The sequence below is a fragment of the Pseudomonas sp. B21-032 genome, assembly GCF_024748965.1.
GTDB lineage: Bacteria > Pseudomonadota > Gammaproteobacteria > Pseudomonadales > Pseudomonadaceae > Aquipseudomonas.
In genome coordinates this window covers 3,260,179-3,273,946 of sequence record NZ_CP087180.1, presented here as the reverse complement: position 1 = coordinate 3,273,946, position 13,768 = coordinate 3,260,179, and the positions used below count along the sequence as shown (strand labels likewise).

The 13,768-nt window shown below is 65.8% G+C and carries 9 protein-coding genes; 8 read left to right on the top strand and 1 reads right to left on the bottom strand.

Going from position 1 to position 13,768, the window contains the following annotated elements; genetic code table 11:
* The first annotated feature begins 193 nt into the window (after nt 1-193).
* From LOY54_RS15080 to pgm, 8 genes are all read left to right on the top strand, one after another.
* The gene (locus LOY54_RS15080; RefSeq protein ID WP_258606942.1) at nt 194-1,663 is read left to right on the top strand and encodes a hypothetical protein; all 1,470 of its coding nucleotides are present in this window, start codon (nt 194-196) and stop codon (nt 1,661-1,663) included.
* Entirely contained in the window at nt 1,663-3,066 is a 1,404-nt protein-coding gene (locus LOY54_RS15075) for a PLP-dependent aminotransferase family protein (RefSeq protein WP_045198170.1), read from the top strand. Before LOY54_RS15080 ends, LOY54_RS15075 begins: the two co-directional genes overlap by 1 nt.
* Nucleotides 3,067-3,105: 39 nt before the next feature.
* Complete coding sequence (locus tag LOY54_RS15070) at nt 3,106-3,618, top strand: sigma-70 family RNA polymerase sigma factor (RefSeq protein ID WP_123566563.1); 513 nt, start codon at nt 3,106-3,108, stop codon at nt 3,616-3,618.
* Nucleotides 3,618-4,583: a FecR domain-containing protein gene (locus LOY54_RS15065; protein ID WP_258606941.1), complete on the top strand. Its 966-nt coding sequence runs from the start codon at nt 3,618-3,620 to the stop codon at nt 4,581-4,583. Before LOY54_RS15070 ends, LOY54_RS15065 begins: the two co-directional genes overlap by 1 nt.
* A gap of 105 nt (nt 4,584-4,688) precedes the next feature.
* Nucleotides 4,689-7,118: a TonB-dependent receptor gene (locus LOY54_RS15060; protein WP_258606940.1), complete on the top strand. Its 2,430-nt coding sequence runs from the start codon at nt 4,689-4,691 to the stop codon at nt 7,116-7,118.
* A 92-nt stretch (nt 7,119-7,210) separates the two neighbouring features.
* On the top strand, nt 7,211-8,854 hold the full coding sequence (locus tag LOY54_RS15055) for a VRR-NUC domain-containing protein (protein ID WP_258606939.1): 1,644 nt from the start codon (nt 7,211-7,213) through the stop codon (nt 8,852-8,854).
* Nucleotides 8,851-11,112 carry an ATP-dependent DNA helicase gene (locus LOY54_RS15050; RefSeq protein WP_258606938.1) on the top strand — a complete coding sequence of 754 codons (2,262 nt, stop codon included), beginning with the start codon at nt 8,851-8,853 and terminating at the stop codon, nt 11,110-11,112. Before LOY54_RS15055 ends, LOY54_RS15050 begins: the two co-directional genes overlap by 4 nt.
* A 95-nt stretch (nt 11,113-11,207) precedes the next feature.
* A complete protein-coding gene (gene pgm / locus LOY54_RS15045; RefSeq protein WP_258606937.1) occupies nt 11,208-12,845 on the top strand; it encodes a phosphoglucomutase (alpha-D-glucose-1,6-bisphosphate-dependent) in 1,638 nt (545 codons plus the stop codon).
* 87 nt (nt 12,846-12,932) lie between these two features.
* Here the strand turns inward: pgm and LOY54_RS15040 are convergent, their stop codons facing one another.
* The gene (locus LOY54_RS15040; protein ID WP_093382094.1) at nt 12,933-13,631 is read right to left on the bottom strand and encodes a pirin family protein; all 699 of its coding nucleotides are present in this window, start codon (nt 13,629-13,631) and stop codon (nt 12,933-12,935) included.
* Nucleotides 13,632-13,768: the final 137 nt, after the last annotated feature.

Below are 13,768 nucleotides of genomic sequence, written 5' to 3'. Positions count from 1 at the left end.
GGCTGGGGGAGGGAAGAACGATGGTGAGCAAGAGCTTCTGAAGTTATTTCCGTAGGAAGTTGTAGGAGGTTTCTGAGGATAAGCTTATTTATCCTTCTTTGCTGATTGAAAGTTCTTCAATGGAATCTTTTTCTTTCAGGTGGCCGTTTATTGAAATCGGGTAGGCGTTATGAGCAGCATTCACGATCAAGCCATGCAGTATATCTACCAGCAAGTATTGGCGCGCTTGCTGGAGCATTTGTCCCAGGCCCAGCGGGCCTCTTTGCAGTTATTGATTCAACGCTTGATTGTCGCGGCGGGCGGGGCCGAGCGCATCAACGGCTTCAGGCTGATGTTCGCCCATGATGGCAGCCAGAATGCCAGCCATGCCCTGGCCTGCCTGCGCGCGGCGCAACTGAGCATCGCCGCGCGCTCGCCGGGCACCTTCGAGCTGCGTATCGCCGTGGTGCGCCAGGCCGGCATGAGTACTACGGCCTTGAACAATATCGAGCAGGGCTTCTCGGCGCTGTTTTTGCACGATGATCCGCGCGTCGAGCTGCTGATGCTCGATGACCAGCAGTTGCTGCCATTCGACCGCCGCCACGCTATTTCCCAGAGCCAGCAACTGGCCGAGCGTCACGAATTGCTGTTGTTCGGGCATTTGCTCGCTGGCGGGCCACGGGCCGGTTTCGGTAGCCATGGCACCCTGCGCCTTGCCGAGCTGTGCCGCCAGGCCATCGGCTGGCGCGGCGGTGTCGATGCCATCATCACCGCCCAGCCGCTGCTCGAGCGCAGGCGCCTGCTGGCCTGGAGCCGCCGCGCCCTGCGCGAGGAAGACCTGCTGTGCATCCGGCCGATACACAGTTGTGCCACGTCGCTGTGCGAGGGCATGAGCGAGTTGCGCCAGCGTTACCTGCAGCAGCTGTACGGCCAGGCCAGGCCCATGGCCACCGGGCCCAACGGCGATTACTGTGCGCCGGCGATGCGCTTTATCATCATCGATGACCTGGTGCATGACCCCGACTTGCCGTATGACGAGCGCCTGAACCGCTTTCTGGGCTGTCGCTTCGACGAGCAGTACTTTGCCTGCGCGCAGGCGGGCACCGCCAACCCGCTGTTGCTGGCGCACCTGAGCGGGCTGCACGGGCAGTTCATCGAAGACAGCGACTACCGCGAAGGCGTCGATGCCTACCTGCGCCAGGCGCGCCAGCGCATGCAGCGCAAGGGCCTGCCGCGCACGTTGCAGGTGCGCCTGCTGGGCCGCTGGCAGCACGCCGAGCAGTTACAGCAACGCCGTAGCCAGGCCAGCGACTTCGCCTTGCAGGCCTACGGCTTGAGCGAAGCGCAGCTGGTCTGCCAGTTGTTTGCGCCGTTTGTTTCCCGGGGCCTGCGCCTTGAGGTGTTTTTGCGCCGCTGTCACCCCGGCATGCTGGTGGCCTTGCCTTACCTGCACAAGGCCCTGCAACGATTGCCGGCGCCGGAGCCGGTGGTGCAGTGGATGGTCGACATCAGTGGCCTGGACCTGCCACTGCTGCAGATGCTCTATCTGCGTGAACCGGAAAGCTGGGCCCGGCCGCGTTCGTTGCTGGCGCGAATCCAGGGCCGCGGCGCCGACCTGCGCCACCTGCGCGTGCAGCCGCCGTCCTGGGCCTGGCTCAAGGCAGAGCAGCCAGGCCGGTACTGATGAAAGCCCCGCACAGTAGCGAGTTCGCCTACCGGGCGGTGTATCGCTACCTGGTTGAGCTGATCGAGCAGATGGCGCCGGGCAGCTACAGCCGGATGCCGTCGTTGCGCGACCTGGCCCAGCGCCTGAACGTGTCGATTTCGACGGTCCAGTACGCCTATTCGCTGCTTGAGCACGAAGGGCGGGTGCAGCCGGTGCCCAAGTCGGGCTACTACGCCAGGGGGCCGGCCCTTGAGCCGGCACGGCCCAGCGCTGGCGATCTGCTCCAGGATTTGCAGCAGCACGCCAACTCGGCGCGCATGCTGGTGCTCAGCGGCGGCCAGGAGCAGGCGCCGCAGTCACTGGAGGCAACCTTGCTGGGCATCGAGCGCCAGTTGCTGCGCCAGTACCCGCGCCTGGGCGGCGCCCCCCAGCCCTGTGGCGAGCTGGAACTGCGCACCGCCCTGGCGGCGCGCTATACCCGCTCGGCGCAGTTGTACTGGAGCGCCGAGGATGTCTACCTGGCGCTGGACCTGCGCTCGTTGCTGGAGACCACCCTGGCCGCCCTTGAGCTGCACAACAGCGCCGTGGTGGTGACCACGCCCTGTTCCTGGCGTTTGCTGCGGGTGTTTCAGGCGGCGCGGATACGGGTGCTCGAAGTGCCCTTGCAGGCCGACGGCGGCCTTGACCTCGAGCGCTTTGCCCGGCTGCTGCGCGACGAGCCGGTGCGCCTGGCGATGCTGGCCTCGCGCCTGAGCCTGCCCCATGGCAGCATCATGCCCGAGGCCGCGCGCCAGGCCGTGGCCAGGTTGCTCAACCAGCACGGCGTGTGGCTGCTGGAAAACGACCTGGACAGCGAACTGTGCCTCAGCCCAGGCTCTGGCGCTGACCTGCGCGAACTGGTCGACCCGCAGCGCCTGCTGGTGTTCTCGTCGCTGGAGCGCAGCGTTGGCGCCGAAGCGCCTTACGCCTTCCTGCTGTCGCGCCAGTGGCACGGGCCCTTGCTGCGCCAGTTCCTGCTGCGCGGGTTTCGCCTGCCGCCGTTGCGCCAGCAAGCCGTGGCCAGGCTGTACAGCAAGGGCCGTGTCGATGTGCACCTGGAGCAACTGCGGGCGCGTCTGCACGAGCGCCTGGGCCTCCTGTACCGGCAGATGCAGCTGTACCTGGGCTCGCAGCTGGAGTTCCAGATGCCCGCCGGCGGTGGCTGCATCTGGGCCCGGGTATGCGCCCCGGTAGAGACCCGGCCGTTGTTCCATCGCCTGCTGCAGCAGGGCCTGGTGATTGCCCCGGGCGAGCTGTTCAGCCTGCAGGGCGATTTTCGCCAGCACCTGCGCCTGGGCTGGCCCGCCGGGCCGCAAGGGGACTTGCCCTACGGCTTGAGTGTGCTCAGTGATGAGTTGCGGCGCAGCAACGGTTTAAATTAGTATTGAAAATCGTTATCAATTACAAAAAACCGCCACCCCATGAGCGATGCGCTGCCTTCTGCCGACTCCCACCTGCGTACTGTCGAGGCGCTGTACAGTGGCCATCACGGCTGGCTGTACGCCAGGCTGCGCAAGCGCCTGGGCAATGCGCTGGATGCGGCAGACCTGGCGCAGGATACCTTCACCCGCATCCTCGCTTCGAAGGTGGCGGTGTTCGACAACCCGCGGGCGTACCTGAACTGCGTCGCCGGCGGCATTCTTGCCAACTGGTGCCAGCGCAAATCGCTGGAGCGCGCCTACCTGACGGCGCTGGCGCAACTGCCGGTGCCCGAGGCGCCGTCCCCTGAGCAGCGCCTGCTGGTGCTCGAGACCCTGCACGAAATCGATGCCATGCTCGATGCCCTGCCGGCGGTGGTCCGGCGCACCTTTTTGCTGTCGCAACTGAACGGCATGAAGTACGCCGAGATTGCCGAACAGCTCGGCGTTTCGCTGATCAGCGTCAAACGCTACATGAAACAGGCCTTCTTGCAGTGCCTGACGCTGGTGGAGTGATGACGTCAACCGCGATTGACCCGCAAGCGCTCGATGAAGCGGCGCAATGGCTGATGTGCCTGAGCGAAGGCGAGGCCTCTGAGGCTGAGCAGGCGGCGTGGGCGGCCTGGCGCACCAGCAGCGTCGAACGTGAGCGCGCCTGGCAGCGCGCCGAATTGTTGCTGGGCAAACTCGGCGGCTTGCCGCCGGCGCTGGCCATGTCGGCGCTCGATCGCCCGGCAGACCCGCGCCGGCGCGCCGCCATCGCCCGCCTGGCGTTGATGCTCGCGGCAGTGCCAGCCGCCTGGGCCGGCTGGAAGGTCAGCGACGAGCAAGCGTGGATGGCCGACTACCGCTCTGCGCTGGGCGAGTGCCGCGAGTTGACCCTGGCCGACGGCACCCGGGTGTTCCTCAACACCGACTCGGCCATCGATGTGCGCTATGACGCGCAGCAGCGCTTCATCCAGTTGCTGCGTGGCGAAATCCTCGTGCACACCGCCACCGACCGCCAGCAGCCGCCACGGCCGTTGCGGGTTGGCACCCGCGAAGGCCGCATGCAAGCGCTGGGCACGCGGTTTTGCGTGCGCGAGCAGGGCGGGCGGACTTACCTGGCGGTGCTCGAAGGGGCCGTCCGCATCGAACCGGCCAATGCACGCCCTGGCGCGGTGCAGGTTGTCCGCGCCGGAGAAAAGACCGACTTCGATGCCCACAGCAGCCGTGCACCACAGGCGGTCGACGCCAGCATCAGCGCCTGGACCCAGGGCATGCTGCTTGCCGACCGCATGCGCCTGGAAGATTTTGCCGCCGAGCTTGGCCGTTATCGGCGCGGTTTCATCCGCTGCGACCCGCAGATCGCCGACCTGCGCGTATCGGGCGCGTTCCCGCTCAACGACAGCCAGCGCACCTTGAACATGCTGGCAGCGACCTACCCGCTGGCGGTCAAGGCGCACCTGAACGGCTATTGGCTGTTGCTCACGCCGGCCTAAGTCAGGCGCAGGAAAATAAACCTGGCTGGCGCTGATACTTTTTTGCGTTTCGACTGGCAAGGGGAGTGCACACCTCATTTATCCAGTCCAAAGGATCCCTCTGTCATGTCTGTTGCAAGTCGCCCTCGCGCTCAACGTCCACTGGCCCTGGCCGTGCGTAGCGCCATGCTCGGTCTTACCCTGGTCGCAGGCAGTGGCGCCTCGTGGCTTGCCGCCGCCCAGCCACTGGATGCCGTCGCCGCCCAGGCCTACGACATTGCGCCAGGGCCGCTGGGGCGCGTGCTGTCGAGCTTTGCCATAGCCTCTGGTATGGCCTTGTCGTTCGAACCGGCACTGACCGAAGGGCAGCACAGCCAGGGCCTGCGCGGCAGCTACACAGCGCACGACGGCGCGGCGCGGCTGTTGGCCGGCAGCGGCCTGCAATTGCTTGAGCGCGCCGACGGCAGTTTCATCCTCGCCAGGCTGCCTGCCGGCGCCGACGGCCTGACTCTGGACGCCACCACCATCGAGGCCACCAGTACCCGCGCAGGCGGCCTGCCCGAGGCCTATGCCGGTGGCCAGGTGGCCCGTGGCGGGCGCGTGGGCATGCTCGGCAACAAGGACGTGATGGACACGCCGTTCAGCGTCACCAGCTACACCGCCAAGACCCTGGCCGACCTGCAGACGGTCACCGTCGCCGATGCCCTGGAACGCGACCCGTCGGTGCGCTCGACCGGGCAGACCGGCGGGATCGTCGACTCGTTCTTCATTCGCGGCTTTGCTGTGGGCGAAGGCAACCTGGGTGAGCTGGCCTTCGACGGCGTGTATGGCGTGGCGCCCAACTACCGGGTGTTCACCGAATACGCCGAACGGGTCGAGGTACTCAAGGGGCCCGGGGCGCTGATGTATGGCATTTCCCCCAACAGCGGTGTCGGCGGGGTGATCAACATCGTGCCCAAGCGGCCGCTGGCCGAAGACCTGACCCGTTTTACCGCCAGCTACAGTTCCGACACCCAGGTAGGCGGGCACCTGGACATCAGCCGCCGCTTCGGTAGCGAGAAAGCGTGGGGCGTGCGTTTCAACGGCAGTGTCGCCCAGGGCGATACCGCCATTGACGATCAGCAACGCGCCCTGGATATCGGCGCCATTGCCCTGGATTACCAGGGCGAGCGCTTGCGCCTGAACCTTGACTTCATCAGCCAGAAAGAAAAATGGGACGCCTCCTCGCGGCCCTTTACCGTGGCTCCGGGCATCGACGTACCGTCGGCGCCGAACGGGCGCAGCAACCTGCCGCAGGACTGGGGCTGGTCCAATACCCGCGAGCAATCGGCACTGCTCGGCGGCGAGTATGACCTGAACGACTCCGTCACGGTGTTTGCCCACGCAGGCGGCGGCAAGGCGGACGTCAAGCGGATGTCCGACCAGGTACCGCGAATCCTCAACGAGGCGGGCGACACCAGCAACATTCCCGGCTACTACAAGTTCAACGTCGACCGTTCGACGGCGGACGTGGGCATGCGCGCGCTGTTCGACACCGGCCCGGTCAACCATACGGCCACGCTGATGGCGACCCGTTATCAGGACGAGTTGTCCCGGGGCATCAACAACGGCAGCGAAATCCTCTCCAACATCTACCACCCGATCGATGTGCCCAAGCAGTACATCAGTGCGCCGAAGGTGCTGCGCATCTCCGAGTCGGAACTCTCCGGTGTGGCGTTGACCGACACCTTGTCGGTGCTCGAAGACCGCCTGCAACTGACCCTGGGTGTGCGTCGCCAGGAAATCGAGTCGCGCAACTACAGCGCCACCGGAATAGTGAGCTCACGCTACAAGGACAGCGCCACCACGCCGGTGGTCGGCCTCGTAGTCAAGCCCTGGGACGACGTCTCGTTCTACTACAACTACGTCGAAGGCCTGAGCAAGGGCGATATCGCCCCGGCCACGGCGGCCAACGCCGGTGAGGCCTTTGCGCCCTACGAGTCAAAGCAGCATGAACTGGGGGTCAAGTACGAGCACGGCACTTTCATGACCACCCTGGCGCTGTTCCAGATCGAGAAACCCAGTGGTGAACTGGCAAGCGGCAATGTCTTCGCGGTGCAGGCAGAGCAGCGCAACCGCGGGATCGAGCTGAGCATGTTCGGTGAAGTTGCGCCTGGCACCCGCTTGCTCGGCGGGGTGACGCTGCTCGACGGCGAGCTGACCGACTCGGCCACCGCTGCCAACCGGGGCAATGAGCCGGTGGGGGTGCCGGATGTCCAGGCCAACCTCTGGGCCGAGTGGGACACCCCCTGGGCCGAGGGCTTCACCCTTACCGGCGGAGCGATCTACACCGCCAGCCAGTACATCAACCAGGCCAATACCCAGGAGCTGGACGCCTGGACCCGCATTGATGCCGGTGCCCGCTACAGCACCCGCATCGACGGCCGCCCGACCACCTTCCGGGCCACGGTGCAGAACGTCTTCGACCGTGAGTACTGGTCGGGGGTAGCCTCTTATGGCGCCATCTCGCCGGGCTATCCGCGAACCTTGCAGCTGTCGGCGACGGTGGACTTCTGATGCGCTAGGCAGCGCGTTGGTCGCCCGCGGGTTGCCAGAGGGCGGCGTCTGTATGTATAACCAGTACTCCAGCCGCCAGCCCGTACCGCGCCGTGATCGCCCATTCCGTCGACGACCCGTTCTACTACCTGCACAACTTCCAGCAAGTGCTCGACTGGATCGAGCTGCGCTATGCCGACCTGCTCGACGACCAGGAGCAAGCCTTCATCAGCCAGTTCCGCCAGCAGCCACAGGCGGCCCGGGCCTTGCTGGTGCGCATGGTGATGCGCAAGGGCCAGCTGTTTCGCCCGAGCAAGCTCGACTACGCCGAAATCGGCTCGACCCGGGCTGCCCTGGCGCCATTGCTGGCCCTGGGCTGGGTGGTCGATGACGGCGTGCTGAGCCTTGAGCAGCTGTTCCAGCTGCTGCGCAAGGACGAGTTGGCCCAGGGCTTTGCCGAGCGGCTCGAACGGCCACGGGCGGCCAAGGGCGAACTGCTGGCCCAGTTGCAGGCCCTTGAGCTGCCGCCGCAGCCGTTGCAGCAATGGCTGCCGGGCTTTGCCGAGCCGATCATCGAGCTACGCCTGCAGGCCTTGTGCGACCGTCTGCGCCTGCTGTTCTTCGGCAACCTGTACCAGGACTGGTCGGAGTTCGTGCTGGCCGACCTGGGCCTGCTGCGCTACGAGCAGGTGGCCTTCAGCGCCGACTCGCGGGCCTTGCGCCAGCGCAGCGACATCGATGTGGCGCTGGCCTTGCACCAGTGCGCCGAGCTGCTGGAGCAGGGCGTGGCGCTTGAGCAGGTGGTCGGGCACATCGAGTGCCTGGACAGCGATAACCCCTGGCTGCTGCGCCGTCGCTCGCGCTTGCTGTATCAACTCGGCCAGCACAGTGAGCGCCTCGGTGACTGGCCGCTGGCCCTGCGCATCTACCCGCGCAGCCAGCATCCGCAGGCGCGCATCCGTCATGTGCGGGTACTGGAGCGTAGCGAGCAGTGGGCGCAGGCGTTCGAACTGGCCGCGCAGATCGCCCGGCAACCGGCCAACAGCCTTGAGGTCCAGGCCCTGGCGCGGATGCTGCCGCGTTTGCAGCGCAAGTTGGGCGGGCCGCCGCAGCCACGGCGGGCCAAGCCCCAGGTCAGCCTGGTCGAGCTGCAACTGCCGGCCGAACTGGCGGCGCTGGGCGTCGAGCAGGCCGTGCAGTTGCACCTGGGGCAGGGCGGCGGGCAGGTGCATTACGTCGAGAACAGCCTGTTCAATAGCCTGTTCGGCCTGTTGTGCTGGGAAGCGATCTTCGCGCCGTTGCCGGGGGCGTTCTTCCACCCGTTCCAGAGCGCCCCGCAGGACTTGCACGACGCCGAGTTCCATGGCCGGCGCAGCGAGCTGTTCGCCCGTTGCCTGGGGCAACTGGACGACGGCAGTTACCGGCAGACCATTCGCCGTCATTTTGTCAGCAAGCAGGGGCTGCAATCGCCTTTTGTCTATTGGCAGGTGCTCAGCGAAGAACTGCTTGAGCAAGCCCTGGCCTGCCTGCCCCCGGCACACCTGAAAAGCTGTTTCGAGCGCCTGCTCGAAGACATCCAGGCCAACCGTTCGGGCATGCCTGATTTGATCCAGTTCTGGCCCGAGCAGCAACGCTACCGCATGTTCGAGGTCAAGGGCCCGGGTGACCGCCTGCAGGACAGCCAGCTGCGCTGGATCGAATTCTGCGCCGGGCACGGCCTGCCGGTGGAAGTCTGTCACGTGCACTGGGCGCCATGAGCTACAGCGTGGCGGTGCGGGCGTTGTGCGAGTTTACCGCCAAGGTCGGCGACCTCGACCTGCGCTTCACCCCGTCGCCCACGGCCCAGGAGGGCATCAGCGGCCACCGGCGGGTGGTGGCCGGGCGCGGCGAGGGCTACGAGGCCGAAGTCAGCCTCGAAGGCCAGTATGCGACCTTGCAGGTGCGCGGCCGCGCCGACGGCTACGACTCGCGGCTCAACCGCCTCGAAGAAATCAAGACCTATCGCGGCGACCTGGCGCGCCAGCCCGACAACCATCGCCAGTTGCACTGGGCTCAGGCCCGGGTCTACGGCTGGTTGTTGTGCCAGCAGCGCCAGTTGCCGGCATTGCGCCTGGCGCTGGTGTACCTGAATGTCGACAACGATGAACAGACCCTGGTCGAAGAGCAGCGCAGTGCCCAGGAGCTGGAGCAGTTCTTCAACGCCCAGTGTGCGATCTTCCTGCACTGGGCCGAACAGCAGCTGCAGCGCCAGGCCTTGCGCAATCAGGGCCTGCAGGCCCTTGCATTCCCCCACGGGCAGTTTCGCCATGGCCAGCGCGAACTGGCCGAAACTGTCTACAAGGCGGTCAGCACCGGCCGCTGCCTGATGGCCCAGGCCACCACCGGCATCGGCAAGACCTTGGGCACGCTGTTTCCGCTGCTCAAGGCCATGGTCCCGCAGCAACTGGACAAAATCCTCTTCCTCAGCGCCAAGACCCCCGGCCGCGCCCTGGGGCTGGAGGCGCTGCGCCAAGTGATGGCCAGCGGCACCCAGCCGGCCCTGCGCAGCCTGGAGCTGGTGGCCCGCGACAAGTCCTGCGAATACCCCGGCACGGCTTGCCATGGTGATGCCTGCCCGTTGGCCAAGGGCTTCTATGATCGCCTGCCAGCGGCGCGCCAGGCCGCCCAGGCCGTGGCGGTGCTGGACAAGGCAGCCCTGCGTGAGGTGGCCCTGGCCCATCAGGTCTGCCCCTATTATTTGGGCCAGGAAATGGCCCGCTGGGTCGATGTGCTGGTGGCCGACTACAACTATTACTTTGACCAGAGCGCCTTGCTGTTCGGCCTGGCCCAGGCCAACCAGTGGCGCCTGGCGCTGCTGGTGGACGAGGCGCACAACCTGGTTGAGCGGGCCCGGCAGATGTACAGCGCAAGCCTCGACCAGGGCCAGTTGCTGGCCCTGCGCAAGCTTAAGCCGGCCGGGCTGGGCAGCGCCCTGGAGCGCCTCAATCGCCAGTGGAATGCCCTGCACAAGGCGCAGCTGGCGCCTTACCGGGTGGTCGACGGCCTGCCCGACGCCCTGCTCAAGGCCTTGCAACAGTGCATCGGGCTGATCCAGGAGCAACTCAACCAGACGCCGACCGGTATTGACCCTGCGGTGTTGCAGTTCTTCTTTCAGGCGCTGCAGTTCAGCCGCGTCAGCGAGTTGTTCGACGAGCACTTTCTGTTCGATATCAGCAAGCGCCCGGGCCCGGGCAAGCGCGCCTTGTCGACCCTGTGCCTGCGCAACGTGGTGCCGGCGACGCTGATTGGCCCGCGGCTGACAGCAGCGCGCAGTGCCACGCTGTTTTCCGCCACCTTGAGCCCGCGCCATTACTACGCCGACCTGCTCGGCATGCCGGCCGATTGCGCCTGGCTCGAGGTCGCCTCACCGTTTGCCGCCGAGCAACTGCAGGTGCGGGTGATCAGCAGCGTCTCGACCCGTTACCAGCACCGCGAGGCGTCGCTGGCGCCAATCGTCGAACTGATCGCCGAGCAGTATGCCCAGGCGCCGGGCAACTACCTGGCGTTCTTCAGCAGTTTCGACTACCTGCAGCAGGTCTCGAGCCTGTTGGCCGCGCGCTACCCGGCCATCAGCCAATGGAGCCAGGCGCCGGGCATGGACGAGCAGCAGCGCCAGGGTTTTCTTGAGCGTTTTGTTCCCCAGGGCCAGGGCGTCGGCTTTGCCGTGCTCGGCGGCGCCTTTGCCGAAGGCGTCGACCTGCCGGGCACGCGCCTGATCGGCGCCTTTGTCGCCACCCTCGGGCTGCCCCAGGTCAACCCGGTCAACGAACAGATCAAGCAGCGCATGGCCCGGCTGTTCAGCGCAGGCTTCGACTACACCTACCTGTACCCCGGGGTGCAGAAGGTCATCCAGGCGGCGGGCCGGGTGATTCGCGGCAGCGACGACCGTGGCACGCTGTTGCTGATCGATGACCGCTTCGCCGAAGCCCGCGTACAGTGCATGTTTCCGGCCTGGTGGGCGCCTGAGCAGAAATAATCACCGGCGCGGGGATAGTCACGGTCGCTTGCTGGTCAAACTGCCAGTAAACTGCGTGTTTTCATCACCCTGAACATCCTTTCTTGAGGTTTTGCATGAAGCTCAGTCCTTTGGCGGGCAAACCGGCCCCGGCCTCCGTGCTGGTGGATATCCCGCAACTGTTGACCGCCTACTACACCGGCCAGCCCGATGCCCGCATCGCTACCCAGCGCGTGGCCTTCGGCACCTCCGGGCACCGTGGCAGCTCCCTGGACCTGAGCTTCAACGAAAACCACGTGCTGGCCATCAGTCAGGCCATCTGCCTGTACCGTCAGGCCAAGGGCATCGACGGTCCGCTGTTCATCGGCGCCGACACCCATGCGCTGTCGACCCCGGCAGCAGCCAGCGCCCTGCAGGTACTGGCGGCCAACGGCGTTGAGGTGATGTTGTCCAAGGACGACGAGTACACCCCGACCCCGGCGGTGTCCCACGCCATCATCTGCTACAACCGCGGGCGCAGTAGCGGCCTTGCCGACGGCATTGTCATCACCCCGTCGCACAACCCGCCGCAAAGCGGTGGCTTCAAGTACAACCCGCCCAACGGCGGCCCGGCCGACAGCGATGTCACCAAGTGGATCGAGGCCAAGGCCAACGACTTGCTGGCAGCGGGCCTCGACGGCGTCAAGCGCATGGCCCATGAGCAGGCGCTGGCGGCCAGCACCACCCACCGTCATGACTATGTCGCCAGCTACGTCGCCGACCTGGAAAACGTCATCGACTTCGACGTGATCCGCGGCGCCAACCTGCGCCTGGGCGTCGACCCGCTGGGCGGGGCAGGGGTGCGCTACTGGTCGGCGATTGCCGAGCACTACAAGCTCAACCTGGAAGTGGTCAACACCGAGGTCGACCCGACTTTCCGCTTCATGTCGGTCGACTGGGACGGGCAGATCCGCATGGACCCATCCTCGCCGTACGCCATGCAAGGCCTGATCGGCCTGCGCGAGCGCTTCGACGTGGCCTTTGCCTGCGACCCGGACCACGACCGCCACGGGATCGTTACCAAAAATGGCCTGCTCGCCCCGAACAACTACCTGGCGGTGGCCATCGACTACCTGTTCCAGCACCGTCCGCAGTGGCGCAGCGACGCCGCCGTGGGCAAGACCGTGGTCAGCAGCGGCCTGATTGACCGCGTCACCGCGCGCCTGGGCCGCCGCCTGTTCGAGGTGCCGGTGGGCTTCAAGTTCTTTGCCGACGGCTTGTTCGATGGCTCCCTGGGCTTTGGCGGCGAGGAGAGCGCTGGCGCCTCGTTCCTGCGCAAGGACGGCAGCGTCTGGACCACCGACAAGGACGGCCTGATCCCGGCCTTGCTGGCGGCGGAAATCACCGCGCGCACCGGCCGCGACCCGAGCCAGGCCTATGTCGAGCTTACCGCTGCGCTGGGCGAGCCGTTTGCCACCCGCGTCGAGGCCAAGGCCAACCCGCAGCAAAAGGCCCTGCTGAGCAAGCTGGCACCCGAACAGGTCAAGTCGACCATGCTCGCCGGTGAGCCGATCGAGCAGATCCTCAGCCATGCGCCGGGCAACAACCAGGCCATTGGCGGCCTCAAGGTGATGACTGCCAACGGCTGGTTCGCCGCGCGGCCGTCGGGTACCGAGGACATCTACAAGATCTACGCCGAAAGCTTCATCGATCAAGCGCACCTGCAGCGCCTGGTGGCCGAAGCCCAGGAACTGGTGGACGCGGCGATTGCCTGACCGCTAACAGCATCGCGGGTCAAGCCCGCTCCTACAGATGGGTGTAGGAGCGGCGGTGCGGCGATCCGACTTGACCCGCGATGGCCCTCACGCGATATCAACCAGCACTATCTCGCTGTCCTGCACCGCCATCACCCTGAGCACCTGCTCATCCTCGATCGCCAGCCCGTCACGGGCTTCGACGCTCACGCCGTTGACTTCAACCAGGCCCTTGGCCGGCACCAGGTAGCCTCGACGCCCGGCTTCGAAGCGGTATTCGGCGCTTTCCCCGGCGCGCAAGGTCGCCGCCACTAGGCGTGCATCGGCACGAATCTGCAGCGCCTGCTCATCGCCTTCACGGCCGCTGGCCAGGGTCACGAAGCCTTCGCCGCGCTCGCCTTTGGGGAACGGCCGGGTGCCCCAGGACGGCGCCTGGCCAACGCGCTGCGGGATGATCCAGATCTGGAAGATGCGCGCATCGACCTGCTCCAGGTTGTACTCGCTGTGGGTGATGCCGGTGCCGGCACTCATCACCTGCACGTCACCGGCTTCGGTACGGCCCTTGTTGCCCAGGTTGTCCTGGTGGCTGATGGCGCCTTCACGTACATAAGTGATGATTTCCATGTCGCGGTGCGGGTGCGGCGGGAAGCCGCTGCCGGCGGCGATCAGGTCGTCGTTCCAGACCCGCAGGGTACCCCAGTGCATGCGCGCCGGGTCGTGGTACTCGGCGAACGAGAAGTGGTGATGGGCGTCGAGCCAACCATGGTTGGCATGGCCAAGGCTCTTGAACGGGCGCAGTTGCAGCATGATGGTTGTCCTCGAAAGTGAGTGGATGGGACATATGATCCATCAAGAAATGATCGAAAATAAGCGTAAATTTCGGCTGATGATAATCATGTTTGTCGATATATAGATCTGCGGTAATTTGTACGCTTTATCGCCTA

Excerpts from the sequence above, each read along its gene's own strand:
- LOY54_RS15080 (WP_258606942.1), top strand. The coding sequence starts at position 194 with ATGCAGTATATCTACCAGCAAGTATTGGCGCGCTTGCTGGAGCATTTG.
- LOY54_RS15075 (WP_045198170.1), top strand. The coding sequence starts at position 1,663 with ATGAAAGCCCCGCACAGTAGCGAGTTCGCCTACCGGGCGGTGTATCGC.
- LOY54_RS15070 (WP_123566563.1), top strand. The coding sequence starts at position 3,106 with ATGAGCGATGCGCTGCCTTCTGCCGACTCCCACCTGCGTACTGTCGAG.
- LOY54_RS15065 (WP_258606941.1), top strand. The coding sequence starts at position 3,618 with ATGACGTCAACCGCGATTGACCCGCAAGCGCTCGATGAAGCGGCGCAA.
- LOY54_RS15060 (WP_258606940.1), top strand. The coding sequence starts at position 4,689 with ATGTCTGTTGCAAGTCGCCCTCGCGCTCAACGTCCACTGGCCCTGGCC.
- LOY54_RS15050 (WP_258606938.1), top strand. The coding sequence starts at position 8,851 with ATGAGCTACAGCGTGGCGGTGCGGGCGTTGTGCGAGTTTACCGCCAAG.
- pgm (WP_258606937.1), top strand. The coding sequence starts at position 11,208 with ATGAAGCTCAGTCCTTTGGCGGGCAAACCGGCCCCGGCCTCCGTGCTG.
- LOY54_RS15040 (WP_093382094.1), bottom strand. The coding sequence starts at position 13,631 with ATGCTGCAACTGCGCCCGTTCAAGAGCCTTGGCCATGCCAACCATGGT.